Source organism: Arenimonas sp. SCN 70-307 (genome assembly GCF_001724815.1).
In the GTDB taxonomy this organism is placed as follows: domain Bacteria; phylum Pseudomonadota; class Gammaproteobacteria; order Xanthomonadales; family Xanthomonadaceae; genus Arenimonas.
In genome coordinates, this window is the sequence record NZ_MEDO01000010.1 from 18,075 (window position 1) to 43,356 (window position 25,282).

At 71.0% G+C, this 25,282-nt stretch carries 25 protein-coding genes; 18 read left to right on the forward strand and 7 right to left on the reverse strand.

The window, feature by feature from the left end; all coding sequences use genetic code 11:
• Positions 1-18: 18 nt before the first annotated feature.
• Positions 19-2,397, reverse strand: coding sequence for a serine/threonine-protein kinase (locus tag ABS41_RS05045; RefSeq protein WP_290591530.1), 2,379 nt, complete (start codon positions 2,395-2,397; stop codon positions 19-21).
• An 84-nt stretch (positions 2,398-2,481) separates the two neighbouring features.
• Between ABS41_RS05045 and ABS41_RS05050 the strand changes: the two genes are divergently transcribed.
• The 3 genes from ABS41_RS05050 (at position 2,482) to ABS41_RS05060 (ending at position 4,848) form a co-directional block, all read left to right on the forward strand.
• Complete coding sequence (locus ABS41_RS05050) at positions 2,482-3,042, forward strand: sigma-70 family RNA polymerase sigma factor (RefSeq protein WP_290591532.1); 561 nt, start codon at positions 2,482-2,484, stop codon at positions 3,040-3,042.
• Between the two features lie 67 nt (positions 3,043-3,109).
• Complete coding sequence (locus ABS41_RS05055) at positions 3,110-4,156, forward strand: hypothetical protein (RefSeq protein WP_290591534.1); 1,047 nt, start codon at positions 3,110-3,112, stop codon at positions 4,154-4,156.
• Positions 4,153-4,848 carry a rhodanese-like domain-containing protein gene (locus tag ABS41_RS05060; RefSeq protein WP_290591536.1) on the forward strand — a complete coding sequence of 232 codons (696 nt, stop codon included), beginning with the start codon at positions 4,153-4,155 and terminating at the stop codon, positions 4,846-4,848. Before ABS41_RS05055 ends, ABS41_RS05060 begins: the two co-directional genes overlap by 4 nt.
• A 35-nt stretch (positions 4,849-4,883) precedes the next feature.
• Here the strand turns inward: ABS41_RS05060 and ABS41_RS05065 are convergent, their stop codons facing one another.
• The 5 genes from ABS41_RS05065 to groES form a co-directional block, all read right to left on the reverse strand.
• A complete protein-coding gene (locus ABS41_RS05065; protein WP_290591538.1) occupies positions 4,884-6,941 on the reverse strand; it encodes a phospholipid carrier-dependent glycosyltransferase in 2,058 nt (685 codons plus the stop codon).
• A 113-nt stretch (positions 6,942-7,054) separates the two neighbouring features.
• On the reverse strand, positions 7,055-7,468 hold the full coding sequence (locus ABS41_RS05070) for an META domain-containing protein (protein ID WP_290591540.1): 414 nt from the start codon (positions 7,466-7,468) through the stop codon (positions 7,055-7,057).
• Between the two features lie 175 nt (positions 7,469-7,643).
• Positions 7,644-8,351: a hypothetical protein gene (locus ABS41_RS05075; RefSeq protein ID WP_290591542.1), complete on the reverse strand. Its 708-nt coding sequence runs from the start codon at positions 8,349-8,351 to the stop codon at positions 7,644-7,646.
• Positions 8,352-8,509: 158 nt separating this feature from the next.
• Positions 8,510-10,150, reverse strand: a complete 1,641-nt coding sequence (gene groL, locus ABS41_RS05080) for a chaperonin GroEL (protein ID WP_290591544.1) — start codon at positions 10,148-10,150, stop codon at positions 8,510-8,512.
• A gap of 60 nt (positions 10,151-10,210) precedes the next feature.
• Entirely contained in the window at positions 10,211-10,498 is a 288-nt protein-coding gene (gene groES, locus ABS41_RS05085) for a co-chaperone GroES (RefSeq protein WP_043803485.1), read from the reverse strand.
• Positions 10,499-10,885: 387 nt separating this feature from the next.
• Between groES and ABS41_RS05090 the strand changes: the two genes are divergently transcribed.
• The 15 genes from ABS41_RS05090 to ABS41_RS05160 all read left to right on the forward strand — a co-directional run bounded on the left by ABS41_RS05090 (position 10,886) and on the right by ABS41_RS05160 (position 24,742).
• Complete coding sequence (locus tag ABS41_RS05090; protein ID WP_290591548.1) at positions 10,886-11,260, forward strand: helix-turn-helix domain-containing protein; 375 nt, start codon at positions 10,886-10,888, stop codon at positions 11,258-11,260.
• Between the two features lie 102 nt (positions 11,261-11,362).
• Complete coding sequence (locus ABS41_RS05095) at positions 11,363-13,471, forward strand: protein-disulfide reductase DsbD (protein ID WP_290591551.1); 2,109 nt, start codon at positions 11,363-11,365, stop codon at positions 13,469-13,471.
• Positions 13,468-14,022 (forward strand): TlpA disulfide reductase family protein, encoded by a 555-nt coding sequence (locus ABS41_RS05100; RefSeq protein ID WP_290591552.1) that lies wholly within the window; start codon positions 13,468-13,470, stop codon positions 14,020-14,022. The genes ABS41_RS05095 and ABS41_RS05100 overlap by 4 nt, the downstream gene beginning before the upstream one ends.
• A gap of 137 nt (positions 14,023-14,159) precedes the next feature.
• Positions 14,160-14,594 carry a type II 3-dehydroquinate dehydratase gene (aroQ, locus tag ABS41_RS05105; RefSeq protein WP_290591554.1) on the forward strand — a complete coding sequence of 145 codons (435 nt, stop codon included), beginning with the start codon at positions 14,160-14,162 and terminating at the stop codon, positions 14,592-14,594.
• A 37-nt stretch (positions 14,595-14,631) separates the two neighbouring features.
• Positions 14,632-15,114, forward strand: a complete 483-nt coding sequence (accB, locus tag ABS41_RS05110; protein ID WP_290591556.1) for an acetyl-CoA carboxylase biotin carboxyl carrier protein — start codon at positions 14,632-14,634, stop codon at positions 15,112-15,114.
• A 10-nt stretch (positions 15,115-15,124) separates the two neighbouring features.
• The gene (gene accC, locus ABS41_RS05115; RefSeq protein WP_290591558.1) at positions 15,125-16,492 is read left to right on the forward strand and encodes an acetyl-CoA carboxylase biotin carboxylase subunit; all 1,368 of its coding nucleotides are present in this window, start codon (positions 15,125-15,127) and stop codon (positions 16,490-16,492) included.
• A gap of 16 nt (positions 16,493-16,508) precedes the next feature.
• Complete coding sequence (gene prmA / locus ABS41_RS05120; RefSeq protein ID WP_290591560.1) at positions 16,509-17,414, forward strand: 50S ribosomal protein L11 methyltransferase; 906 nt, start codon at positions 16,509-16,511, stop codon at positions 17,412-17,414.
• Positions 17,415-17,432: 18 nt separating this feature from the next.
• Complete coding sequence (locus ABS41_RS05125) at positions 17,433-17,954, forward strand: DUF3426 domain-containing protein (protein WP_290591562.1); 522 nt, start codon at positions 17,433-17,435, stop codon at positions 17,952-17,954.
• A 114-nt stretch (positions 17,955-18,068) separates the two neighbouring features.
• Positions 18,069-18,347, forward strand: a complete 279-nt coding sequence (fis, locus tag ABS41_RS05130; RefSeq protein ID WP_290591564.1) for a DNA-binding transcriptional regulator Fis — start codon at positions 18,069-18,071, stop codon at positions 18,345-18,347.
• A gap of 125 nt (positions 18,348-18,472) precedes the next feature.
• Entirely contained in the window at positions 18,473-20,041 is a 1,569-nt protein-coding gene (gene purH / locus ABS41_RS05135; RefSeq protein ID WP_290591566.1) for a bifunctional phosphoribosylaminoimidazolecarboxamide formyltransferase/IMP cyclohydrolase, read from the forward strand.
• Positions 20,041-20,490 (forward strand): hypothetical protein, encoded by a 450-nt coding sequence (locus ABS41_RS05140; protein WP_290591568.1) that lies wholly within the window; start codon positions 20,041-20,043, stop codon positions 20,488-20,490. Before purH ends, ABS41_RS05140 begins: the two co-directional genes overlap by 1 nt.
• Positions 20,491-20,524: 34 nt before the next feature.
• Positions 20,525-21,802, forward strand: a complete 1,278-nt coding sequence (purD, locus tag ABS41_RS05145; protein WP_290591570.1) for a phosphoribosylamine--glycine ligase — start codon at positions 20,525-20,527, stop codon at positions 21,800-21,802.
• A 93-nt stretch (positions 21,803-21,895) separates the two neighbouring features.
• Positions 21,896-22,774, forward strand: coding sequence for a putative Ig domain-containing protein (locus ABS41_RS05150; RefSeq protein ID WP_290591572.1), 879 nt, complete (start codon positions 21,896-21,898; stop codon positions 22,772-22,774).
• Between the two features lie 66 nt (positions 22,775-22,840).
• Positions 22,841-24,445 carry an FAD-dependent oxidoreductase gene (locus tag ABS41_RS05155; protein WP_343123824.1) on the forward strand — a complete coding sequence of 535 codons (1,605 nt, stop codon included), beginning with the start codon at positions 22,841-22,843 and terminating at the stop codon, positions 24,443-24,445.
• Between the two features lie 6 nt (positions 24,446-24,451).
• A complete protein-coding gene (locus ABS41_RS05160) occupies positions 24,452-24,742 on the forward strand; it encodes a hypothetical protein (protein WP_290591627.1) in 291 nt (96 codons plus the stop codon).
• On the opposite strand, the gene ABS41_RS05165 is transcribed toward ABS41_RS05160, so the two are convergent.
• Positions 24,735-25,280: a GNAT family N-acetyltransferase gene (locus ABS41_RS05165; RefSeq protein WP_290591574.1), complete on the reverse strand. Its 546-nt coding sequence runs from the start codon at positions 25,278-25,280 to the stop codon at positions 24,735-24,737. The genes ABS41_RS05160 and ABS41_RS05165 overlap by 8 nt on opposite strands.
• Positions 25,281-25,282 lie beyond the last annotated feature (2 nt).

Consider the following 25,282-nt stretch of genomic DNA (forward strand, 5'->3'; position numbering starts at 1 on the left):
CCCCGTTTCTTTTGTGCTTCATGGGGTGCAGGCGGGTTTTTGGGCGGCCCGGGGGTCGGCGCAGACCAGTTGCGCGAGGGCGGGGATGGATTCGGCCAGGTCTTCCGGTGGCGGCGAGATGGCGTTGAAGACCTGCTGGGCCAGGAGCAGGGCATCGGCCGCCCCGGCCGGGTCGCCCTGCTTGTGGCGCGTGGCGGCCAATACCCAGTGGGCGAAGGCCGCGCCGCGCTCGGGCCGGTCGTAGACGCGCGTGGCCATCTCGCTGGCCCTGGCCGCCAGTTCCAGCGCTTCGTCGGCCTTGCCTTGCCGCATCGCCATCATCGCCAGGCCGGCCATCGGGTTGACCACCATCTCGTGCCCGCGCGGAAACGCGCGCTCGCGCATCGCCACCGAACGCGCGAACAGCGCGTAGGCCCCATCGAGATCACCCTGCTCCTGGCGCAGGTGGCCGAAGTTGTTGATCGCCATGGCCAGCTCCGGGCTGCCCTCCGGCGCCAGCGCCTCGAGCGCGGCGATCGACTCGACATACAGCGCCTCCGCCCGTTCCACGTCGCCCACCCCGTGCGCGCTGTAGGCGAAATTGGACAACATCGCCGCATGGTCCGAGGGCGCGAACCCGGCCGCGACCGTCGGCGCCGGCAGCGCGCGCACGCGGGTGAATATCTGGTCGGCCCGCGCGTAGTCCTCGTTCGAAAGGTAATAGTTGCCGAGGTTGTTGAGCGCCAGCAGGTAGATCGGCTCGCGCTGCATCCCGCGCGACTCGAGCCTCGCCAGGAGGTCCTGCCAGAGCGCCACGGCTTCCTCGCCACGGCCCTGGGCCATGCGCAACACGGCAATGGCCTCCTGCACTCGAAGGGTGTGCGGGTCGTCCGGCCCGAGCGAGCGCATGGCCTCCTCGTTGGCTGCGCGCAGCTCGCGTTCGGCGAGTTCGAGCTCGTTGCGGCTGGTCATGCTGTAGCCCAGCGCATGGCGGATGCGCGAGGACAGGTCGGGCCGGTCGGCGAACCGCAGCGGCACCTGGCCCGAGGCCAGGTCCACCGCTTCGCCCAGGCTAAGTTCCCGGCCGGCGTTGTAAGGATCGGACGACGACAGCACTTCGAGAAGAAAGGCGTTGACCTGCTCGGTGTCGGCCGCCGCCGCGCGCGCACGGTCGGCCTGCCAGAGCGCGACGCCGGCCGAGCCCAGCACCGCCGCCAGCGCCGCCGAGGCCGCCATCACGCCCCAGCGGTTGCGGCGCACGAACTTGCCGACGCGGTAGGCGGTGGAATCGGGGTGCGCCAGCACCGGCTGCCCGGCCAGGTAGCGCCGGATGTCGTTGGCGAGCTCCTGGGCCGAGCCGTAGCGGCGTGCCGCTTCCTTGTGCATGGCCTTGGCGACGATGCGCTCGACATCGGACGTGATCTGCGCACGGCGCTGCCGGCGCTCGGTGTCGGTCAGCACGGCCTTGTCGAGCATCTTCCTCATCGGGTCGGGCAGCGTCTCGCAGACCACGTGCTCCGCTTCCGACGGCCGCAATCCACCCAGCTCGTAGGGGCGCACGCCCGCCAGCAGCTGGTAGAGCATGACGCCCAGCGAGTAGACGTCGGAACTGGTGGTCAGCGCCTGCTGGCGAACCTGCTCGGGGCTGGCGTAGGCCGGCGTCATCGCCGACAGCGAGGTGTTGCGCTTGCCGCCCGCGGGCAGCGGCTCCTGCTCGAGGATCTTGGCGATGCCGAAATCCAGCAGCCGCGGTTCGCCATTCGCGCCCACGAGGATGTTGTCCGGCTTGAGGTCGCGGTGGACGATCAGGTGGCGGTGCGCCTCCTGCACGCCGTCGCAGACCTTGCAAAACAGCGCCAGCCGCGCGGGCACGTCCAGCTGGCGCGCCTTGCAGAAATCGGTCAGGGGCACGCCGTCGACGAACTCCATCACCAGGTAGGGAATGCCCGCCGCGGTGCTGCCGCCATCGAGGATGCGCGCCACGTTCGGGTGGCTCATGCGCGCCAGGATGTTGCGCTCGTCCTCGAAGCGGCTGATCAGCTGGCGGCGGAAATCGGCCGCGGCCAGCAGGTGCACCGGGCGCACCAGTTTGAGCGCCACCTGCTGGTCGTAGACATCGTCGGCGCGCCGGCCCAGGTAGACCACGCCCATGCCGCCGGCCTCGATGGGCTTGAGCAGTTCCCAGGCGCCCAGCCGCTCGCCCACCTTGGGGAAGTCGGGCGGCGCCGCTTCGGGGGCGACGGCGGTTTCCTCGAGGAAGTCGCCGGCCTGGCGGTCGGCCTCGAGCAGCCGCAGCACGCGGTCGCGCACCCCTTCGTCGAGGTCCTGCCCGGCCAGCCAGACGCGCCGCAGCTCCGGCTTCTGGGCCAGCGTGCGTTCGAACCACTGCAGTACCTGCACATCGATGGACGTAGTCATGCCTTCCCCCGGCCGCCCCGTGCGACCCGACGTTAGCAGAAGGCGCAAGGCAGGGCCCGAATGGCTCAGCTAGACTCGACGGCGATGACCGGGGACATCACCAGCCTGCTCAAGCAGTGGCGCGGAGGCGACGACAGCGCCCGCGACCGGCTCGTTGCCGTGCTCTACCCCGAGCTGCGCGCGCTCGCCGACCGCCAGCTGCGCGGCGAGCGCGCCAACCACACCCTGCAGCCCACCGCCCTGGTCAACGAGGCCTACCTGCGCATCTCGGGCATCGAGCGCATGGACTGGCAGGACCGGGCCCATTTCGTGCGCATGGCCGCCCGGGTGATGCGCGAGGTGCTGGTGGACCACGCCCGTCGCCGCCTGGCCGCCAAGCGCGACGGCGGCCGGCAGGTGACCCTCACCGGACTCGACCTCGCCGCACCCGACGCCGGCGGCGTGGACGCGCTGGCCCTGGACACCGCCCTGGCCCGGCTCGAGCAACTCGACCCGGACAAGGCGCATGTAGTCGAACTGCGCTATTTCGGCGGCCTCACCATTGAAGAAACCGCCGAAGCCATGGCCAGTTCGCCCGCCACGGTGAAAAGGCAGTGGCAGGCGGCCCGGGCCTGGCTGTTCGAAGCCCTGACTTCTTCGGGCTGAATCTGCCGACGAACGGTGAGCCGATCGGCCGTCGCCCTGCGCCCTTCTGGTCAAAGGGGGAACGACCATGACCAAGCCAATCGCCTTGATCCTCGCGCTGGCCGCCAGCCTGCTCGCCGCACCTGCGCTGGCCAGCCAGCGCGTGGCCATCATCGACCCGAACGGCTTCGAAAAGCCCATGCCCGCGCAGTGGGTGCAGTTGCCCGCCGGCTGGCAGACGCAGGGCGGCGTGCTCTGGGACCAGAGCGCGCCCTGCGGGGCCACGCCCAGCCTGCGCTGGCAGGCGCGCTCGCCGGATGGCAGCCAGCTGCTCACCATCCATCCGTCCGAGGCCTGGACCTGGGACAACCTGGGCTTCCCGCCCAGCCAGGGCAACTGCCCGCGCCAACCGATCACCAGCGCGCGCCAGTACCTGGAAACCTGGATCCGGCGGCAACGCCCGGGTGCGCGCGTGCTCGACTACCGCGACCGCCCCGACTACGTCCGCTCGCCGCCGCCGCCCGCGGCCGCCGGAACCACCTGGCGCAAGGAGGCCGGCGAAGTGCTGCTGGCCTACGCCGCGCAGGGCACCGAGGTGCGCGAAGTGGTGGCCGTGGTCGTGCTCTTTTCCGACATGAGCATGCCCGGCGTGATGCCCGGCGAAGTGCGGCGCTTCATGAGTGGAACCGCCTCGGGCACCACCACCCTGCGGGCACCCGCCGGCCGGCTCGAGATCGAGTTGCTCGGGCGCATCGCCGGCACGATGCAGGTGGACCCGCAGTGGCAGGCGCGCATGGACCGCCACAACCGCCAGGTCGCCAGCGACGGCCTGCGTGGCCAGGTCGCGCGCGGGCAGATCATCAGCGAAACCAACCGCGAAATCTCCGACATGAACATGCGCGGCTGGCAGGATCGCAACGCGGCCAACGACCGCATGCACGACCGCAGCATCGACGCCATCACCGGGACCACGCGCTACCAGGATCCGGCGGCGGGCGGAGCCGTTCGCCTCGATGGCTTCAGCGACAACGCCTGGCGAGCCGCCGACGGCAGCTACATCCAGAGCGACGACCCCCACTTCGACCCCAACCGCGACCTCGACACCGAGGCCGAACGCCTGGAGCGCATCGAATGAACCGCATCCGCCTGGTCTTCCTCGCCTGCCTCGTGGCCGCGCCTGCACTCGCGCAGGACAGCTTCGGCGCGCCGCAGCCGCAGCCGCAGCCGCAACAGCCGCAGTATCCGCAGCAGGCGGAACCGCGATCGCCGCAGCCCGCGCAATACCCGCAGCAGCCCGGGCCATACCCGCCTCGGCCACAGGCCGGCCCGCCCGCGGGCAACGATGCCCTCGCCCGCCTGGTGCAGTTCGAGCGCCAGGACATGGGCGTGGCGCCGACTGCGCAGCTCAAGTCCGGCGGGCTGCACGGCCCGACGCCCAACCAGCTGCCCGGCGGGCGCCTGGTCACCACGCCCGAGCTGGTGCAGCTGCTGCAGGACGCCAACAGCGGCGTGCTGGTGTTCGACGTGCTCGGCGGTCCGCAGACTTTGCCCAATGCCATCCCGGTGGTGCCCGCCTCGCAGGGCGGCAGCTTCGACGACGCCGTGCAGCGCGACTTCGGCAACTACCTGCAGCAGCTGACGCAGGGCCGGAAGGATCGGCCAATGGTCTTTTATTGCCAGTCGGTGCAGTGCTGGATGAGCTACAACGCCGCGCTGCGCGCCACGCGCCTGGGCTACACGAACGTGCTGTGGTACCGCGGCGGCATCGAGGCCTGGCAGCAGGCCGGCGGGCCGCTGGCCGGGCCCGGCGGCATGCCGGGGCGCTGATCGCGCCCGGCGGAAGTGAACCTGACCCCGTTTCTTTACTCCATCCAGGGATTGCGCAGCGGGGGGACGGTGGCGGGGTCGGTGGCGGTGTCGAGGCGGGCGAGCTGGGCTTCGAGCTGGGCCTTGGCCAGCGGCTCGACCGGCATCATCTGCTGATCCAGCGGCAGCTGGTAGGCGGCGCGGGCGGCGTCGAGGTCGCCGAGGCGCAGCTGGGCATTGCCCAGTTCGATGGCCGCACCGACGTGGAAGGGCGCGATGGCCACCACTTCCTGCAGGCGGGCCGCCACCACCTCGTCGCGACCACCGCCGCGGCGGTAGAGGTGTTCGAGCACGCGGCCGTAGACATCGCCGGCACGACCCAGCGGATCCTCGCGCCGCCCTTTGTAAACGGCGACGAAACCCAGGCGCTTTACCTGCTCGAGTCCCGCCAGGCCCACCGCCGGGTCCCAGCCCCACTCGGGCCAGGGCAGCGTCGACATCATCGGATAGATGAAATAGCCCTCGTACACGCCGGCGATGTTGGTGTCGTCGATGCTGTCGACCTTGCGCCGGTAGTTGGTGCGCGCCGCGATCGCCTGTTCCTCCATGAACCAGTAGTCGGAATAGAGCGTGGCGCCCTCGGGCACGATCACCGCGTCGTGGAAGGCCTTGATTTCATGCCAGCGCTGGCCGAGGTCCAGGCCCTCGTTGCCGAATTGGCGATAGGCGCCTTCGCTGCCGCCGGCCAGTTCGTTGTGGTATTCCCACAGCCGCGGCTCGCCGAAGGTCATCACCAGGGCGGCCGCCAGCGGCACCAGCGCCGCGGCACGCCAGGCCGCGCTGGCCTGCCGCCAGGCAAACGCCACCAGCGCGCCGGCCGGCAGCGCCAGCAGCACCACCAGCGGCAGCGCGTGGCGGATGCCGCCATAGGTTCCCTGCCCCGACATCAGCGCCGCCAGGTGCACCAGGCCCGCGCCGGCCCCCGCGGCCAGCAGCCAGCGCCCCGCCGGCGGCAGCGACTTCCAGCGCAGCAGCAACAGGCCCAGCAGCGACATCGCCAGCAGGCCCAGCGGCACCTTGGCCACCACGATGCTCGGCCAGGTGAACCAGGGCGGGGCACCCATGTGGTTCACGCCCCAGACGAAGTGCGCCGACTGGCCGCGGCCTTCGACGCCGGCGCGCACGGTGTCCGACAGCCCCCAGAGGTAGGCGCGCGGCAGCAGCCGCGCCTCGTCGGCCACGCCGATGGCCAGGCGCCAGTGCGGGATGTTGAGGTCGGCCACCTTGTCGGCCATGGCGCGGTTGAAGCCGTCGCTGCCATCGGGCCCGGCGTGGAAGCGAAAGCCGTACATCGCCCACAGCACCGCCACGCCCAGCACGCCGGCGGCGGCTACGCGCCCTAGCCGGCGCACGCCCTCGGCCCAGCCCTCGCGCCAGCCGGCCAGCACGCCCACCACCAGCACCGCGCCCACGCCCGCCACGCCGGCCAGGCCCGAATGTTTGCTGCCCAGCACCAGGCCCAGCGCCACGCCCGCGGCCAGCACCCAGCGCCACTGCCAGGTCGACAGCAGCAGGCCGGCGCAGGCCACCGCCACGGCGAGGGTGAGCGCCAGCGGCAGGTCCGTCATCGCCACGGGCAGGTGCGCGGCCACGCTGGGCTCGAGCGCGAGGAAAGCCAGCGAGCCCGCGGCCCAGGCCAGGCCCAGCGCGCGCCACAGCAGCAGGCCCAGCGCGAACACCAGCGCGCCGTGGAAGGCCCACAGCGACAGACGCGTGGCGCGCTGCACGGCCGCGGCATCGTTCTTGAAGAACAGCACGTCCTCGACCCAGTCGCGCTCCTGCGATTTTTCCACCAGCGGCGCGAACGGCGGCAGCACGAAGTCGCGCGACTGGCCGGCGCCGGCCGCCAGTTTCACCAGCGGCGGATGCTCGGGGTTGAGGCGGAAATCGCCGGTGCGCACGTAGGACACGCCGGCGACGACATGCCAGGGTTCGTCGATGGTGAAGCTGTCGCTGCGCGTGCCCCAGTGCGAGCGGGCGATGCCCGCCAGCACCAGCACGAGCAGCAGCACGATGCCGGCCACGCGTGACGTGGCGGTTTGCCCTGGTGCCATGGACGCGCTCCCCCGCGTTGGTTCCAAGGCAAGCAACGGGTTGGCGGGGGGCGGTCGGCCAGTGGGGCCCTCTCCCCCGGCCCCTCTCCCGCAAGCGGGAGAGGGGAGGATGATCAGTTGGCGGGCACCGCCACCAACGTGCCGCCGGCGCCTTCGACCACGAGGCGCCCGTCGGCATCCACCGACACCCGGGCCTGGCCCTGCAGCACGGCGAACACCGCGGTTTCCACCGCCATCGCCTCGGGCGGGCACATCATGCGCGTGCCGGCGATGGGCTGGAACGTCAGCCCGTCGCCCTCGGCGACATAGCCGCCGGTGAAGCGGTTGCAGCCCGAGTTGCCCGTAACCTGGCCTTCGATGTTGAACTCGATGCTGGCTGGCGAGCCTTCCGGCACCGCGGCGCCTCCCGCTTCGATGATCTGCCACGTCACGCCCTGCCAGGCGGGCGCATCGGCGGCACCGGCACCGGCGTTTCCGTCTGCCGATTCGGCGGCTTCGGGTTCCACTGCGGGGGGCTCGGCCAGCATCACTTCGGTCGTCTGCTCGGCCGGGGCGCCGGCTCGGGGGTGGACGGGGCCTGCGTGCAGGCGGCAAGGCCGAGCAACAGCATGGGGGCGAACACGATCGGGCGCATGGCGGTCTCCGGGTGTGGAGACCGCAGCATAGGGCCCGGACAAGTCGCCGGGGTGAAGGCGCGCGGCCTCAGTCGGACAGGTCGCCGTCGAACAGCAGCAGCGCCGCGCCCGCCGCCGCCAGGGTGACGCGCTGTCGCGCATCGAGGTCGTTCGCGATCAGCACCCGGCCGGCGTTGAGGGTCTCCACCACCATCCACGGCTCGCCCGCGCGCAGCAGCTCGAAGCCGCCGGCCTCCATCGAGGTCCAGCGGCTGCCTTCGAAGCCGTGCAGGCTGCGCACCGCCAGCGGGCCCCAGGGCGAGTCGAAGCGGCCTTCGAAACCACGCGACTTGACCGCCAGCTCCAGCGGCAGCACCGGGCCGGCGCCGCCCAGGCGCAGCCCGCAGGAAAGCACCGGGCCCTGGAAGGCGCCGAGGTCGAACTCGAGGCTTGAATCGCCATCGTCGTGGCGCAGCACCGACTGCCGGGAAAGGCACTGCACCTCCACCGGCGGCTGGCCCTGGGTGGTCAGGGTGAAGGCGTAGGGCCGCTCGCTGTCCCGCCAGGCCAGGCCCGGCGAGGCCAGTTGCCAGCTGAAGGTGTCGCCCTCGTGCATGCGGCGCGCGCTGTAGGGGCCGAAGTGGAGGGGCTGGTTGAACCGGCGCGGCGAGTGCCCGCTGACGGCGTGCGCCTCGGCGCGGGCGTCGAAGCCGGCGGGCAGCTTCACCTGCGCCGGGGTGCAGGCGGACAGGGCGGCGGCCGCGAGGGCCAGGGACAGGGCGTGGATCGGCTTCATGGCGGGGGCTCGTTGGGGGAGGCGTGAGCCTGCGCGAGCCGCTGCCTGGCGCACTGTGCCGGAGGTCAGGCGTGGCGACGGGCATTCAGAGGGGGTTTTGGGAAAGGAAAAAGCCCCGCCGGAGCGGGGCTTTTCGTCTTGCCAGTGCAGGGGCCGGATCAGAAATCCATGCCGCCCATGCCACCCATGCCGCCGCCGCCCGGCATGGCCGGCTCGTCCTTCTTCGGCAGCTCGGCGACCATCGCCTCGGTGGTGATCATCAGGCCGGCGATCGACGCGGCGTTCTGCAGCGCGGTGCGGGTGACCTTGGTCGGGTCCAGGATGCCGAACTCGATCATGTCGCCGTACTCGCCGTTGGCGGCGTTGTAACCGAACGCGCCCTTGCCCTCGACGACCTTGTTGAGGATGACCGACGGCTCTTCGCCGGCGTTGGTCACGATCTCGCGCAGCGGGGCCTCCATGGCGCGCAGGGCGATCACGATGCCGTGGTTCTGGTCCTCGTTGGCACCCTTGAGGCCGGCGATGGCGGCCTTGGCGCGGATCAGCGCGACGCCGCCGCCCGGGACGATGCCTTCTTCAACGGCAGCGCGGGTGGCGTGCAGCGCGTCCTCGACGCGGGCCTTCTTTTCCTTCATCTCGACCTCGGTGGCGGCGCCGACCTTGATAACCGCAACGCCGCCGGCCAGCTTGGCCACGCGCTCCTGCAGCTTCTCGCGGTCGTAGTCGGACGAGGTCTCCTCGATCTGGGCCTTGATCTGCTTGATGCGGGCCTGGATGCCGTCGGCGGCGCCGGCGCCGTCGATGATGGTGGTGTTCTCCTTCGAGACCTGGATCTTCTTGGCGCGGCCCAGGTCCTTGATGGTGGCCTTCTCGAGCTGCAGGCCCACTTCCTCGGAGATCACGGTGCCACCAGTGAGGATGGCCATGTCTTCCAGCATCGCCTTGCGACGGTCGCCGAAGCCCGGGGCCTTCACGGCGCAGACCTTCACGATGCCGCGGATGGTGTTGACGACGAGGGTGGCCAGGGCCTCGCCCTCGACTTCCTCGGCGACGATCAGCAGCGGCTTGCCGGCCTTGGCCACGCCCTCGAGCACGGGCAGCAGCTCGCGCACGTTCGAGATCTTCTTGTCGTAGAGCAGGATGAACGGGTCATCGAGCTCGGCCGACATCGACTGCTGGTTGTTGATGAAGTACGGCGAGAGGTAGCCGCGGTCGAACTGCATGCCCTCGACGACGTCGAGCTCGTTGTCCAGGCCCGAGCCCTCCTCGACGGTGATCACGCCTTCCTTGCCGACCTTGTCCATCGCCTTGGCGATCAGCTCGCCGATGTTGTGGTCGGAGTTGGCCGAGATGGCGCCGACCTGGGCGATTTCCTTCGAGGTCGACGACGGCTTGGAGATCTTCTTGAGCTCCTCGACGGCGGCGATCACGGCCTTGTCGATGCCGCGCTTGAGGTCCATCGGGTTCATGCCGGCGGCGACGGCCTTCATGCCCTCGCGGATCAGGGCCTGGGCCAGCACGGTGGCGGTGGTGGTGCCGTCGCCGGCGTTGTCGGAGGTCTTGGAAGCGACTTCCTTCACCATCTGGGCGCCCATGTTCTCGAACTTGTCGGCCAGCTCGATCTCCTTGGCGACGGACACGCCGTCCTTGGTGATCGTGGGGGCGCCGAAGCTCTTGTCGAGCACGACGTTGCGACCCTTCGGGCCGAGGGTGGCCTTGACGGCATTGGCGAGGATGTTCACGCCCTTGACCATGCGGGCGCGGGCGTCTTCACCGAAACGAATTTCCTTGGCAGCCATTTTCTAAACTCCAGAATGCTTTGAACGGGGGGTGTGACTGGTCGCGCGGGATGCGCGTTATCAGCCGAGGATGGCGAGGATGTCGTCTTCCTTCACCACCAGGTATTCGGTGCCGTCGAGCTTGACCTCGGTGCCGGCGTACTTGCCGAACAGCACCTTGTCGCCGACCTTCACCGACGGCGCGCGCACCGAACCGTTGTCGAGCGCCTTGCCGGCGCCAACGGCCAGCACTTCGCCCTTGATCGGCTTTTCGGTGGCCGAGTCCGGGATCACGATGCCGCCGGCGGACATCTTCTCTTCTTCCATACGCTTGATGACCACGCGGTCGTGGAGCGGCTTGATGTTCATGAGTGTCCTCGTTAGTCCTTTAATTTCAACGACATGGGCGGGTGCTGTTAGCACTCGCCCCTGGTGAGTGCCAATGATACGCGCGCGTCCGGCGCACCGGAAGCCGCGCGGCCCGTCCTAGGTGGGTGCGGACGGCGGGCTTTCAAGGGGGTGGGCCGGACCCTACAATCGGCCCGACCCCTTGCCGGCCGGGGTCACGCTGTCCCAAGCCCCCGGTAAATCAAGGGCTTGCGGCCAGGGGAAAAGACCGGCAACCCGGAATCGCCGATGCCCGTCCGCCAGCCAGGGGGGCCTTGGGATGGAAGCATCGGCTCCGGGAAGAAGCACCGACGCGGTTGGCCAAAACGCGCGGCGCGGATCGATGCGGGATTTTTCGGGGAAACACCAATGACGCAGTTGTTCAATCGCATCCGACAGGCGCGCCGGGGCGCGACGCTGTCCCAGCTGGAACTGGCCGGCATGGTCGGCGTTGCCCGCAGCGCGGTGGCGCAGTGGGAGCGCAAGGACGGGGCCCGGCCCACCACCGAGAACATGGCCAAGATCGCCATGGCCACCTCGGTCAGCTTCGAGTGGCTGGCCACCGGCCGCGGCAACCGCTGGCTCAGTGGCGACACGCCGGGCCATGAGACCCCGGCGATGATGCTCAACTTCTACGCCCAGTGCGGGCTCGAGGAACGCCTGCTGGTCGCCTTCCGCTCGCTGCCCAACCCGGAGCAGCAGCCGCTGGTGGACTTTGTCGAGGCCATCACGGCGCGGGCCTGATCGTTTCGGCCCCGGCCTCGCGCCGGGGCCGAACTTCAGGGGATACTGGCGGTCTTTGGAGCGGCGCCGGCGTGCCCGCCCCTCCCCGACACGAGATCCCGCATGACCCGTTGGCTCACGGCCCTGCTGGCCCTGTTACTCCTCGCCCCCACGGCCCGCGCCGTGGACGAGGCCGACCTGCTGCCCATCGACGAGGCCTTCGCGCTCACCGCGAAGGCGACCGAGCGCGGGCGCATCGAACTGCACTGGCGCATCGCCGAGGGCTATTACCTCTACCGGCACCGCATGGGCGTGGAGGTGGTCTCGGGCGGCTTCAAGGTCAACCCGCTCGAACTGCCGGACGGCATTGCCTACACCGACGAATTCTTCGGCGACGTCGAGACCTACCGCGATGAAGTGACCGCGGTGCTCACCGGTGCCGCCGCCGACGGCGTGCCCTCGCTCGAGCTGAAGGTGAAGTACCAGGGCTGCGCCGACGTCGGCATCTGCTACCCGCCGCACACCAAGACCCTGCGCGTGGCGCTGCCGGCCGCGGCCGGCGCGGCGCTGCTGCCGGGCACGGGCGGCATCGACCTGCTCGGCGGCACCAACCCCGCCATCGCCGCCGGCGGCCTGCCGCTGCCGGAGGCCCAGGCCTTCCGCGTCGAGGCCATCGTCGACACGCCCGACCAGCTGCTGCTGCGCTTCACGCCGGCGCCGGGCTACTACGTGTACCGCGACCGCACCAGCGTGCGCTTGCAGGCCGAGGGCATCGTCGCCGGCACGCCCCGGTGGCCGCCGGCGCAGGCGCATGCCGACGAGTACTTCGGCGACGTGCAGGTGTATTTCGAACCGGTGGACGTGCCGCTGCCGCTGCTGCGCCAGCACACCCGCGCCGTGCCGGCCACCGTGGTGGTCGAGCTGCAGGGCTGCCAGACGGACGGCATCTGCTACCCGCCGATGACGCGCGAGGTGGTGCTCGAGCTGCCCGAGGGCGGCACGATTGCCACCGCACCTACAAAGGCGGCGCCGACGCTTTGGCTGGCGCTGCTGCTCGCGCTAGGCGGCGGCCTCATCCTCAACCTGATGCCCTGCGTGCTGCCGGTGCTCTCGCTCAAGGCGCTGTCGCTGGCGCAGGGCGGCGGCGACCACCGCAAGGCGCGCAGCCAGGCGCTCTGGTACACCGCCGGCGTGCTGGCCAGCTTCGCCGCCGTGGGCGCGGCCGCGCTGGCGCTGCGCCAGGCCGGCCTGGCCCTGGGCTGGGGCTTCCAGCTGCAGCAGCCGGGCGTGATCGCCGCGCTGGCGCTGGTGATGGTGGCCATCGGCCTGTCGCTGTCGGGCGTGGTGAGCTTCGGCGCCTCGCTGGCCGGCGCCGGCCAGTCGCTGACGGAAAAATCCGGCCCCGCGGGTGATTTTTTCACCGGCGTGCTGGCGGTCGTGGTCGCCAGCCCCTGCACCGCGCCCTTCATGGGCACGGCCCTGGCTTTTGCCTTCGCCGCCTCGCCGGCGGTGGCCATCGGCGTGTTCCTCGCGCTGGGCCTGGGCCTGGCCCTGCCCTTCCTGCTGATCGGCTTCGTGCCGGCCCTGGCCGCGCGCCTGCCCAGGCCCGGCGCGTGGATGGAAACCTTCAAGCACCTGATGGCCTTCCCGATGTACCTCACGGCCGTGTGGCTGCTGTGGGTGCTGGCCAAGCAGCGCGGCGCCGACGCCATCGGCCTGGCGCTGGTGGGCGCGGTGGGCCTGGGCCTGGGCCTGTGGCTGTGGGAGAAGGCGCGCTTCCGGGGCGCGCTGGCGAAAGCGCTGGCCGTGCTGGTGATCGCGGCGTCGCTGTGGCCGGTGCTGGTGGTGCAGCGCCTGCCCGCGCCGGCGCGCGCCGAGTCGGTGAAGGAAGGCGCGGTGGAGTATTCGGCCGAACGCCTGGAACAGCTGCGCCGCGACGGCCGCGTGGTGTTCGTGAACATGACCGCCGACTGGTGCGTGAGCTGCAAGGCCAACGAGCGCACGGTGCTGGGCCGCCAGGGTTTCCGCGACGCGCTCGAGCGCGCCGGCGCGGTGTACATGGTGGGCGACTGGACCGACGTGGACCCGGCCATCACCGCTTTCCTTGAAAGCCACCAGGCCGTGGGCGTGCCGCTCTACGTCGTCTACCCGAAGTCCGGCGAGCCCAGGGTGCTGCCGATCCTGCTCACCCAGGCCATCGTCGACGAGGCGCTGGCGGAGGCGAGCCGATGAACCGCGAATCGGTGCTGACCTGGAGCGCGATCGTCCTGCTCGGTGGCGTGTCGGCGGGCCTGGGCTGGTGGCTGGGCCAGCGCACCCTGGTGCCGGCGGAAAAACCCGCCCCGCCCGGCATGACGGTGACCAAAGTCGGCGAACTGGCGCCGGCCATCACCCTGCCCGACCTGCGCACCGGCCAGGCGGTGGCCGTGACCGGCCCGGGCCGCGTGCGCCTCATCAACTACTGGGCCAGCTGGTGCGGCCCCTGCCGCAAGGAAATGCCGGTGCTCGACGCCTACGCCCGGCAACAGGGCGGCAACGGCGTCAAAGTGATGGGCATCGCCATGGAAACCCCGGAGGAGGCCCTGGCCTTCCTGCGCGAGGTGCCGGTGGACTTCACCCTGCTGGTGGAGAACCCGGGCCCGGGCGACAGCTCGGTGCAGCTGGGCAACCTGCGTGGCATCCTGCCCTACACGGTGCTGATCGACGCCGACGGGCGCCTGCTCAAGACCCACTACGGCGCCTTCCCCGACGTCGAGGCCGTGCAGGCCTGGGCCCGGCCCTGAGCCGGGCGCCCGGCGGGCCGCCGGGCAAAATTCAAACGCCCGTTAAAATCGTCGAAGTCGCGGCGATCTTCTGGACAACCGCCCCGCCCTGCCCCCAGACTGTGCCTCCCCCGGGGAGGGGGCACTGAAGGCATAACGTGGCGAAGATCCTGGTCCTGCACGGTCCCAACCTCAACCTGCTCGGCGAACGCGAGCCGGAGGTCTACGGCCGCGCCACGCTGGCCGACATCGACGCCCGCCTGGCCCAGCGCGCCGGCGCGGCCGGCCACCAGCTCGAAAGCTTCCAGTCCAACGCTGAGCACGAGCTGGTGGACCGGGTGCAGGCCGCCCGCGGCGACGGCACCGCCTTCGTGCTCATCAACCCCGCCGCCTTCACCCACACCTCGGTGGCCCTGCGCGATGCGCTGGCGGCCGTGAAGCTGCCCTTCATCGAGGTGCACCTGTCGAACCCGCATGCGCGCGAGCCGTTCCGGCACGCGAGCTACTTCTCCGACCTGGCGGTCGGCGTGGTCTGCGGCTTCGGCGCCGACAGCTATTCCTACGCGCTCGAGGCCGCGCTCGCGAGCCTCTGAGCCCACCCCCACCCTTTACCAACAAGACGAGGCCAGCATGGACCTTCGCAAGATCAAGAAGCTCATCGACCTGCTCGAGGAATCGAACCTCGCCGAGATCGAAATCAAGGAGGGCGAGGAGTCGGTGCGCCTGGCCCGCGTGCCCTCGGGCAGCTACACGGTGGCCGCGCCGGCCCCGGCGCCCGCGCCGGTGCACCACGCCGAGCCGGCCCGCGCCGCCGCGCCCGCCGCCCCGGCCGCGCTTTCGGCCGAGGCCGTGGGCAAGTCCACCAAGGACGTGCCGGATGGCCACACCGTGCGTTCGCCGATGGTCGGCACCTATTACGCCTCGCCGGCGCCGGACAAGCCGGCCTTCGTGAAGGTCGGCCAGGTGGTCAAGGCCGGCGAGACGCTGGGCATCATCGAAGCCATGAAGATGTTCAACCCGATCGAGGCCGACGTCTCGGGCACGGTGCGGGCGATCCTGGTCGAGAACGGCCAGCCGATCGAGTTCGACGAGCCCATGTTCGTCATCAGCTGAGGACCGGCCCATGCTGGAGAAAATCGTCATCGCCAACCGCGGCGAGATCGCGCTGCGCATCCTGCGCGCCTGCCACGCCCTGGGCATCAAGACCGTGGCGGTGCACTCGACCGTGGACCGCAACCTCAAGCACGTGGCGATGGCCGACGAGTCGGTGTGCATCGGCCCGGCGCCCTCGGCCGAAAGCTACCTCAACATCCCGGCCATCATCGCCGCGGCCGAGGTCACCGACGCCCAGGGCATCCACCCGGGCTACGGCTTCCTGAGCGAAAACGCCGACTTCGCCGAGCGCGTCGAGAAGTCGGGCTTCGTGTTCATCGGCCCGACGCCGGGCGTGATCCGCATGATGGGCGACAAGGTCGAAGCCATCCGCGCCATGAAGGACGCCGGCGTGCCCTGCGTTCCCGGCTCCAACGGCCCGCTGCCGGACGACGAGGCCGAGTGCATCGCCCATGGCCGCGAGATCGGCTATCCGGTGATCATCAAGGCCGCCGGCGGTGGCGGTGGCCGCGGCATGCGCGTGGTGCGCACCGAGGGCGCCCTGCTCACCGCCATTGCCGCCACGCGCCAGGAAGCCAAGGCCGCGTTCGGCAACGACATGGTCTACATGGAGAAGTTCCTGGAGAACCCGCGCCACGTGGAGATCCAGGTGCTGTCCGATGGCCAGGGCAATGCCGTGCACCTCGGCGAGCGCGACTGCTCGATGCAGCGCCGCCACCAGAAGGTGGTCGAGGAAGCGCCGGCGCCGGGCATCACGCCCGAACTGCGCGCGCAGATCGGCCGCGTCTGCACCGAGGCCTGCATCCGCATCGGCTACCGCGGCGCCGGCACCTTCGAGTTCCTGTTCGAGGACGGCCGCTTCTACTTCATCGAGATGAACACCCGCATCCAGGTCGAGCACCCGGTGACGGAGATGATCACGGGCGTGGACCTGGTGAAGGAGCAGCTGCTGATCGCCAGCGGCCGGCCGCTCTCGATCCGCCAGGAAGACGTGGAGATCAACGGCCACGCCATCGAGTGCCGTATCAACGCCGAGGACCCGGAGTCGTTCCTGCCCAGCCCCGGCCTGATCAAGCACTTCCACGCGCCGGGCGGCCCGGGCGTGCGCGTCGATTCGCACATCTACGAGGGCTACAAGGTTCCGCCGAACTACGACTCGATGATCGGCAAGCTCATCGTGCACGGCCCCGACCGCGCCACCGCCATCGCCCGCATGAAGGTGGCGCTGAGCGAGATGGTGGTCGACGGCATCAAGACCAACGTGCCGCTGCAGCAGCGCATCATGGCCGACGTGGGCTTCCAGCAGGGTGGCACCAACATCCACTACCTGGAAAAGCGCCTGGCCGAGCGCAAGGAAAAGGCGATCGGGCTCGGTTGAGGCCGTTCCTTCCTCCATGCCCTTCCTCGAACTGAGCCTGCGCGTGCGCGCCGAAGACGAGCACCGCGCCGAAAACGCGCTGATGGACCTGGGCGCGCTGTCGGTGACCCTGCTCGATGCCGACGCCGCCACGCCCAACGAGAAGGCCGTGCTCGAGCCCGGCGTGGGCGAGACGCCGCTGTGGCCCGAGATCACCCTGCTGGCGCTGTTCCCCGAGGGCACGGTGGCCGAGCTGGTGCTGCACGCGCTGGAATCGTTCGACGACGCCATCGACCTGTCGCAGGCGGACTTTCGCGAAGTGGCCGACCAGGACTGGGAACGCGCCTGGATGGACCAGTACGAGCCGCTCAAGTTCGGTCGCCGCACCTGGATCGTGCCCTGGAACATGGACGCGCCGCCGGAAGCACGCGAGGGCGTGATCGTGCGGCTCGACCCGGGCCTGGCCTTCGGCTCGGGCACGCACCCGACCACGGCGCTGTGCCTGCAGTGGCTTGATTCGCTGGTGCTGCGCGAGAAGACCGTGCTCGACTTCGGCTGCGGCAGCGGCATCCTCGCCCTGGCCGCGCTCAAGCTCGGCGCGAAGCAAGCCGTGGGCGTGGACAACGATCCGCAGGCCCTGCTCGCCACCGCCGACAACGCCGAACGCAACGGCGTGGGCGATCGCCTGCGGGTGTATTCGCCGGAAGACGAGCCGGCCGACACCTACCCGGTGGTGGTGGCCAACATCCTGGCCGTGGCGCTCGACGCACTGGCGCCGCTGCTGGCCTCGCGCGTGCAGCCCGGCGGCGTGATCGCGCTCTCGGGCATCCTGCACGGCCAGGAGGGCGAGCTGCTGGCGCGCTACGCCGGGTGGTTCGACCAGCTCGAGGCGGTGCAGGAAGGCGACTGGATGCGCATCACCGGCGTCCGCCGCGCCGGCTGAGCCGTTATCCTTGGCGCCATGCCGTCCCGCGCCCCCCGCTTCGCCACCCGCAGCCAGACCCCCGCCCCGCGCCGCACCCTGCCCTGGGGCTGGTGGACGCTGCTGGCCGTGCTGGTGGTGGCGCTGGCGCTGCAGCTGATGCTGGCCGACCGCGCCCGCCTGGCCAGCGACGCCGGCTGGCGGCCGCGGCTGGAGACGCTGTGCGGCGTGCTCGGCTACAGCCTGCCGGCCTGGCACGAGCCCAAGGCCTTCCGCGTCACCAGCCGTGAAGTGCGCCGGCATCCGCAGGACGATCGCGCGCTGCTGGTGAGCACGAGCTTCCGGAATGACGCCCGCTGGCCGCAGGCCTGGCCGGTGCTGGAAGTGGCGCTGCACGACATCGACGGCCAGGCGCTCGGCCTGCGCCGCTTCCAGCCGGTGGAGTACCTGGGCAGCCCGCCGGCCACGCCGCTGATTGCCCCGGGGCAGTCGGCGATGGCGACGCTCGAGATCCTCGACCCTGGCCAGCGCGCGGTCGCTTTCACGTTCGACTTCCATTGAAAACCGACGAACGGATGCTCGCGAGGTCAGCGGGATTGACGTAGACTCGGTCCCCCCGTCGCCAGCCGGCGGGTTCCGCAGGGAAGCGGACAAGAGACCCTGGAGCGCCGCGAAGTGAATGTCCCGACCGCGTCCCGTGCGGACGCCAGCCCTGCCCCGAGCGGCCACACGCCGCTGCGCGACCACGTATCCAAGTCGGTGCGGCGCTACCTGCACGACTTCAACGGCTGCGATCCGGACGATCTTTACGACGTGGTGCTGCGCGAGATCGAGTTGCCCCTGTTCGCCGAAGTGCTTCGCCACTGCGAAGGCAACCAGAGCCGCGCCGCGGCCTGCCTGGGCATCAACCGCGCCACCCTGCGCAAGAAGCTCAAGGCCTACGGCCTGGCCTGAAAGAAACGGGGTCAGGTTCACTTTTGGGGGCCAGACCTCGCACATGCCGAAGCTCCCTCCCCCAAAAGTGAACCTGACCCCGTTTCTTTCCCCGGTATAATCGCGGCTTCCCGTCGAGGTGCCCGATGACCGCCGAACGCCAACCCGTCCGCCGCGCGCTGCTTTCCGTTTCCGACAAGACCGGCGTGGTCGAACTGGCCCGCGGCCTGCACGCCCTCGGCGTCGACCTGCTCTCCACCGGCGGCACCGCCAAGGCCCTGCGCGACGCCGGCCTGCCGGTGCGCGACGTGAGCGAGGTCACCGGCTTCCCGGAAATCATGGACGGCCGCGTCAAGACCCTGCACCCGAAGATCCACGGCGGCCTGCTCGGCCGCGAGGGCACCGACGACGCGGTGATGGCCGAGCACGGCATCGCGCCCATCGACCTGCTGGTGGTGAACCTCTATCCCTTCGTGCAGACCGTGTCCAAACCCGGCTGCACGTACGACGACGCCATCGAGAACATCGACATCGGCGGCCCGGCCATGCTGCGCGCCACGGCCAAGAACCACGCGCGCACTTCCGTGGTGGTGGACCCGGCGGAGTACGGCGCGCTGCTCGACGCGCTCCAGGCCGGCGGCACCACCGCCGCCATGCGCCGCGCCTGGGCCGCCAAGGCCTATGCGCACACCGCCGCCTACGATGGCCAGATCGCGCAGTGGCTGTCGCCGCGGGCAGGGAACCCGGCCGAGCCCGAAGCCTGGCCGAAGACCTTCCACGCTTCGCTCGAACTGGCGTCGTCGCTGCGTTACGGCGAGAACCCGCACCAGCGCGGCGCGCTCTACGTCGAAGCCGGCGCCGGCGAGGGCATCGTCGCCACCGCGCGCTTCCTGCAGGGCAAGGAGCTGAGCTACAACAACCTCGCCGACGCCGACGCCGCGCTCGAGTGCGTCAAGGCCTTCGACGCCCCGGCCTGCGTCATCGTCAAGCACGCCAACCCCTGCGGCGTGGCCGTGGCGGGCAACCTGATGGACGCCTACGACCGCGCCTACGTGGTCGACCCGACCTCGGCCTTCGGCGGCATCATCGCCTTCAACCGCGAGCTCGACGCCGCCACCGCGGCCGAAATCCTCAAGCGCCAGTTCGTCGAAGTGGTGATCGCCCCGGCCATCGCCGCCGACGCGCTGCCGCATTTCGCCAAGAAGCCCAACGTGCGCGTACTGGCCTGCGGCGCCCTGCGCCCGGCCGGCGGCCTCGAATACAAGCGCATCGCCGGCGGCCTGCTGGTGCAGGACGCCGACACCGATGCGCTCGGCGCGGCCGACCTGAAGGTGGTCTCGAAGGTGGCGCCGTCCGAGGCCCAGCTGCGCGACCTGCTGTTCGCCTGGAAGGTGGCGATGTACGTCAAGTCCAACGCCATCGTGTATGCGAAGGACCTGCAGACGGTGGGCATCGGTGCCGGCCAGATGAGCCGCGTGGTCAGCGCGAAGATCGCCGGCCTGAAGGCCGAGGAGGCCGGCCTGGCCGTGCCGGGCTCGGTGATGGCCTCCGACGCCTTCTTCCCCTTCCGCGACGGCATCGACGCCGCCGCCAAGGCCGGCATCGCCGCCGTCATCCAGCCGGGCGGCTCGATGCGCGACGCCGAGGTCATCGCCGCCGCCGACGAACACGGCATGGCGATGGTGTTCACCGGCCGCCGGCACTTCCGCCACTGATGGCCGCCAACGCCAACCCGCGCTGGCTGCTGCCCACGGTGCTGGTCGCCGGCCTGGCGATCATCGCCGGCGGCTGGTGGATGGCCGAGCAGCGCAGCCGCCAGGCCGCCGAAGCCGCTGCCGATGCCGGCCGCATCGACCAGGTGCTCGCCGAGTTCCAGAAGGGCCTGCCGCGCGAGTACGCGCCGGGCCTGATGCTCGAGCGCGTGGCCTTCGAGGGCACCGACCTGGTGATGACCATCCGCAGCCTCACCCGCACCGTGCCGGAAACCGGCGGCGACCTGCAGCAGGTGGCGGCGGCCGAAAAGGCGCTGATGCTGCCGCTTTGCCAGCACGGCGACGTGCTGTTCCTGCTCGCGCGCGGCGTCACGCTCAAGCGTCGCTTCGTGGACCACCAGGACCGCCTGTTCTTCGAGATCTCGCTCACCTCGGCCGATTGCGCGCGCTGAGGCCGGGCCACACCAACACGCGCAGGGGAATGGCATGAAAGTCCTGGTGATCGGTTCCGGCGGCCGCGAGCACGCCCTGGCCTGGAAGCTGGCGCAGTCGCCGCGCATCGAGGAAGTGCTGGTGGCGCCGGGCAACGCCGGCACCGCCACCGAAGCCAAGTGCCGCAACGTGGACGTGCGCGCCACCGACATCGACGGCCTGCTCAACCTGGCCGAAACCGAGGGCGTGGGCCTGACGGTGGTCGGGCCCGAGGCGCCGCTGGTGCTGGGCGTGGTCGACCGCTTCCGCGAGGCCGGCCAGCCCATCTTCGGCCCCACCGCCGAAGCGGCGCAGCTCGAGGGCAGCAAGGCCTACGCCAAGGATTTCCTGGCGCGCCACCGCATCCCCACCGGTTTCTACGCGGTATTCGAGGACGCCTCGCTCGCCATCCAGCACGTGCGCGACCACGGCGCGCCCATCGTCATCAAGGCCGATGGCCTGGCGGCGGGCAAGGGCGTGGTGGTGGCGATGACGGTGGAGGAAGCCGAGGCGGCCATCCTGGACATGCTCGAGGGCAATGCCTTCGGCGACGCCGGCGCGCGCGTGGTGATCGAGGAGTTCCTCGAGGGCGAGGAGGCCAGCTTCATCTCGATGGTGGACGGCGCGCATGCGCTGCCGATGGCTACCAGCCAGGACCACAAGCGCGTCGGCGACGGCGACACCGGCCCGAACACCGGCGGCATGGGCGCGTATTCGCCGGCGCCGGTGGTCACTCCCGAGGTGCACGCGCGCATCATGCGCGAGATCGTCGAGCCCACCGTGCGCGGCATGGCCGAGGACGGCGTGCCGTTCACGGGCTTCCTCTACGCCGGCCTGATGATCGACGCCAGCGGCGCGCCGAAGGTGATCGAGTTCAACGTGCGCTTCGGCGACCCGGAGACGCAGCCGGTGATGCTGCGCCTGCGCAGCGACCTGCTCGACCTGGTCGAGGCCGCCATCGCCGGCCAGCTCGCCGGCACCACGGCCGACTGGGACCCGCGTCCGAGCCTGGGCGTGGTGCTCGCCGCCGAGAACTACCCGGGCACGCCGCGCACCGGCGACGTCGTCTCGGGCCTGGGCACCGACCCCGGCCCGGGCGCCAAGGTCTTCCACGCCGGCACGGCGCTGAAGAACGGCCAGGTGATCACCACCGGCGGCCGCGTGCTCTGCGCCTGCGCCCTCGGCGACGACATCGCCGACGCACAGCGCCGCGCCTACGCCGCCGCCGACAACCTCCACTTCGACGGCGGCTTCTGCCGCACCGACATCGGCTGGCGCGCCCTGCAAAGATAAAGAAAGGGGGTCAGGTTCACTTCCGGCTCCGCCGGAAGTGAACCTGACCCCCTTTCTGGAAGTGAACCTGACCCCGTTTCTTGGAGATTGGAGATGATGAGGATCGTGGTTGGTTGGGGGCTGATGGCGGCGGCGGGCCTGGCGGGGGCGGTGGACCAGCCGTCGACGTATCCGGGCTGCGCGGCGCGCGAGCTGCGGGTCGAGTGGGGTGGCGCGGCGGTGGTGGACCTGTCGGGCTGCCAGTCGTTCGGGCTCGGCGCGGTGGCGACGGCGCCGGCGCACGGCAGCGCCCTGCCCGAGGGCGACCCGGCCACGGGCTATGTCTATACGCACGGCGGCGTGTCGCCGCAGGGCGGCGGCAGCGACCGCTTCGTGGTGCTCGACGACAACAGCGACCGCATCAGCATCCGCGTCGCCATCGCCGCGCCGGCAAGTGCGCTGGCCCTCGGGCCCGAAACCCCGCCGCCCCTGCGCGCCGGCGCCGCGATGCGGCTGCGACTCGAGGCCAGCGGCGGCAGCGCGCCCTACCGCTTCGAGGTGATCGACGGCAGCTGGCCCGCCGGCCTGGTGATGGATGCCGAAGGCGTGGTGTCGGGTACGCCGACCGCGCGCGGCCCCTTCCGCGCCACGCTGCGCGTGACCGATGCCGACGGCGCCAGCGCAGAGCGCACGTTTGCCGCCGAGACCGCGCCGGCCAATATCGCGCTCGTACCCACCCGCGCCACGGCCACCGCCGGCCAGCCCTTCCGCCAGGCCCTGCACGGCCGCGGCGGCGTGCCGCCCTACCGGTTCGCGCTCGAACCCGGCGGCCAGTTGCCGACCGGCATCCTCCTGGGCGAGGACGGCGTGCTGCAGGGCCTGACCGCCGCGCCCCGCGGCGACTACCCGCTGCGCCTACGCGTCACCGATGCCTCGACGGGCGCCGGCGAGCACTTCGTTACGGCCGATTTCACCCTCCGCGTCCGGCCCTGAGCCGACGCTTGCTGCGGCCCGCCGCGGGGTTGATACTGGCCCGACCAGACAGGGGTGGGGGACTCCATGAGCCGTAGTGACATGATGGCGCGCCTGCGCCAGTTGGCGCGCCTTGCCGCGCAGCAGGGCCAGGACGGCGACGACGCCGTCGCACCGGGCAACGAAAGCCGCCGCCGCTTCACCAAGGGCGTGATCGCCGCCACCACCGGCGCCGCCGCGTGGTCGCTGTCGCCCACCGCGTTCGCGGCGCTCAGCACCGCCGGCCGCATCCGCCAGGTCAACACCCGCACGCAGGTGGCCGTGGTCGGCGCCGGCATCGCCGGCCTGGCCTGCGCCAACGAACTGGCACGCCTGGGCCTGCAGGCCAGCGTCTTTGAAGCCGGCGAACGCGTCGGCGGCCGCTGCGCCAGCCTGCGCGGCGTGTTCCCGGGCCAGGTGGTCGAGCGCGGCGCCGAGTTCATCGGCGGCTCGCACCTGGTGATGCAGGGTTATGCCCGCGCACTGGGCCTGGAGCTCGAGGACGCCAGCCGCCTGCCCGGCGACACCTACTTCCAGTTCAGCGGCAACCGCTACAGCCAGGCCCAGGTGGCGCGCGAGTACCGCGAGTTCGCCCAGTCCATCCAGGGCGACCTGGCCCGGATCGGCGCGCCCACGGCCGACCAGTTCAACGCCGGCGAGCAGGCGCTCGACCTGCTGAGCATCGACGAATACCTCGACCAGCGCGGCGCCGGCCGCCTGCTGCGGCAGTTCGTCTCCAGCGCCTACCTCGCCGAGTACGGCGCCAGCATCCACGAGCTGAGCGCGCTGGGCTTCCTGCGCTTCGTGCACGGCAACCCGCGCAGCAAGCTCGCGCCCTTCGGCGGCGACGAGGGTGCGCGCCTGCGCGTCGTCGGCGGCAACGACCAGATCGCCACCGGCCTGGCCGGCCAGCTGCCCGTGCCGGTCGATTTCGGCCATCGCCTGGTGTCGGTGCGCCGGCTCGCCAGCGGCAAGGTTCGCCTGGTGTTCGACGTGGCCGGCACCACCGTGCAGCGCGACTACCACGCCGCCGTGCTGGCCCTGCCCTTCAGCGTGCTGCGCGACGTCGAGATGCACGCCAGCCTGGCGATGCCGTCCTGGAAGAGCCTGGCCATCAACGCCAGCGCGATGGGCAACCACGGCCGCATCACCGTCGGCTTCGATTCGCCGGTCTGGTACGCCCGCCACGGCCTGAGCGGCACCGGCTACACCGACCTGCAGCGCGTGCAGGCCACCTGGGAAGCGCATGCAGGCAACGCGGGCAGCGATGCCGCGGTGCTGGCCGCCCACGTCGGCGGCGACGCCGCGCTGGCCCTGGGCCAGCAGGGCGTGCAGGCCGATGCCTCGGCCTTCCTCGCCCAGCTCGAGCAGGTGATGCCCGGCGCCACCGCCGCGGCCAGCCGCGACGCCGGCGGCAACCTGCGCGCCCATGTCGAGAGCTGGTCGCACAACCCGCTGGCGAAAGGCTCGTACACCTGCAACCGCCCGGGTTACTTCACCACGATGGCGCACAACGAGGCCAAGCCGCTCGGCAACCTGCTCTTCGCCGGCGACCACACCTCCAGCGTCTACGAGTGGCAGGGCTTCATGGAAGGCGCTGCGCTGTCGGGCCTGCGCGCCGCCGCGGAAGTGCATGCAGTCGCCAGGGCCTGATCGATGCTGGAATTGCTTCGGCTGGACCACTTCGCGGGCTGCCTGAACCAGACCTTCCGCGCAGCCCTCAACGACGGCGACATCGAGTTCGTGCTGGTGGAGGCCCAGCCCATGCCGTCGGCAATGCCGGGCGCCGCCCGCGACCCGTTCTCGCTGGTGTTCCGCAACGGCTCGCCCCTGCTGTTCCCCCAGCAGATGTACCGCATGAGCCACGAGCGCATCGGCGCCTTCGACATTTTCCTGGTCCCGGTCGCGCGCGACCGGGACGGCTTCCTCTACCAGGCGGTGTTCAACTAGCCGACGGCCGCCAGGCCATGCGCTCGTGCGTGTCGGTGCCGCCGTCCGGCACGAAACCCAGCCTCAGGTAGAGCCGGCGCGCCCCCGGGTTGTCGCGGCGCACGTGCAGGAACACCCCGCAACCCGAGGCCGCCGCAGCGGCCTGGGTGTGCGCCAGCAGCGCGCCGCCCACGCCCTGCCCCCTCAGCGACTCGCGCAGGCTGATGTCCACCACCAGGTGCTCGGGCGCCGAACGCTGCAGGTAAAGCCGCCCCACCACTTCGCCCGCGCGCTCGAGCACCAGGAAGTCGGCGTCGCCGTAGTGCTGCAGGTAGTGGGTGTGCTGCAGGTCGAACTGCTGGTCCAGGAAGGCCTGCCGCAATCCCGGCGGCCAGGGCACCTGCGCCAGCTCGTCGGCGCGGGTGTCGGCGTAGACCCGCCGCAGCCCGGGCAGGTCGGCCGTCGTGGCCGGGCGCAGCCGCAGGCCCAGCGCCGTGAGCGCGGGCGGCGTGGCCGGCCCGGCGCCGGTGGCCACCGGGAACGGCGGCAGCGCGCTCATGC

Coding starts and splice junctions, on each gene's coding strand:
- ABS41_RS05060 (WP_290591536.1), top strand. CDS start 4,153: ATGAACCGCATCCGCCTGGTCTTCCTCGCCTGCCTCGTGGCCGCGCCT.
- accC (WP_290591558.1), top strand. CDS start 15,125: ATGCTGGAGAAAATCGTCATCGCCAACCGCGGCGAGATCGCGCTGCGC.
- ABS41_RS05155 (WP_343123824.1), top strand. CDS start 22,841: ATGAGCCGTAGTGACATGATGGCGCGCCTGCGCCAGTTGGCGCGCCTT.
- ABS41_RS05125 (WP_290591562.1), top strand. CDS start 17,433: ATGCCGTCCCGCGCCCCCCGCTTCGCCACCCGCAGCCAGACCCCCGCC.
- ABS41_RS05100 (WP_290591552.1), top strand. CDS start 13,468: ATGAACCGCGAATCGGTGCTGACCTGGAGCGCGATCGTCCTGCTCGGT.
- ABS41_RS05055 (WP_290591534.1), top strand. CDS start 3,110: ATGACCAAGCCAATCGCCTTGATCCTCGCGCTGGCCGCCAGCCTGCTC.
- accB (WP_290591556.1), top strand. CDS start 14,632: ATGGACCTTCGCAAGATCAAGAAGCTCATCGACCTGCTCGAGGAATCG.
- ABS41_RS05090 (WP_290591548.1), top strand. CDS start 10,886: ATGACGCAGTTGTTCAATCGCATCCGACAGGCGCGCCGGGGCGCGACG.
- ABS41_RS05045 (WP_290591530.1), bottom strand. CDS start 2,397: ATGACTACGTCCATCGATGTGCAGGTACTGCAGTGGTTCGAACGCACG.
- ABS41_RS05140 (WP_290591568.1), top strand. CDS start 20,041: ATGGCCGCCAACGCCAACCCGCGCTGGCTGCTGCCCACGGTGCTGGTC.
- groL (WP_290591544.1), bottom strand. CDS start 10,150: ATGGCTGCCAAGGAAATTCGTTTCGGTGAAGACGCCCGCGCCCGCATG.
- purH (WP_290591566.1), top strand. CDS start 18,473: ATGACCGCCGAACGCCAACCCGTCCGCCGCGCGCTGCTTTCCGTTTCC.
- ABS41_RS05150 (WP_290591572.1), top strand. CDS start 21,896: ATGATGAGGATCGTGGTTGGTTGGGGGCTGATGGCGGCGGCGGGCCTG.
- ABS41_RS05095 (WP_290591551.1), top strand. CDS start 11,363: ATGACCCGTTGGCTCACGGCCCTGCTGGCCCTGTTACTCCTCGCCCCC.
- ABS41_RS05065 (WP_290591538.1), bottom strand. CDS start 6,941: ATGGCACCAGGGCAAACCGCCACGTCACGCGTGGCCGGCATCGTGCTG.
- ABS41_RS05075 (WP_290591542.1), bottom strand. CDS start 8,351: ATGAAGCCGATCCACGCCCTGTCCCTGGCCCTCGCGGCCGCCGCCCTG.
- ABS41_RS05165 (WP_290591574.1), bottom strand. CDS start 25,280: ATGAGCGCGCTGCCGCCGTTCCCGGTGGCCACCGGCGCCGGGCCGGCC.
- purD (WP_290591570.1), top strand. CDS start 20,525: ATGAAAGTCCTGGTGATCGGTTCCGGCGGCCGCGAGCACGCCCTGGCC.
- prmA (WP_290591560.1), top strand. CDS start 16,509: ATGCCCTTCCTCGAACTGAGCCTGCGCGTGCGCGCCGAAGACGAGCAC.
- groES (WP_043803485.1), bottom strand. CDS start 10,498: ATGAACATCAAGCCGCTCCACGACCGCGTGGTCATCAAGCGTATGGAA.
- ABS41_RS05070 (WP_290591540.1), bottom strand. CDS start 7,468: ATGCTGGCCGAGCCCCCCGCAGTGGAACCCGAAGCCGCCGAATCGGCA.
- ABS41_RS05050 (WP_290591532.1), top strand. CDS start 2,482: ATGACCGGGGACATCACCAGCCTGCTCAAGCAGTGGCGCGGAGGCGAC.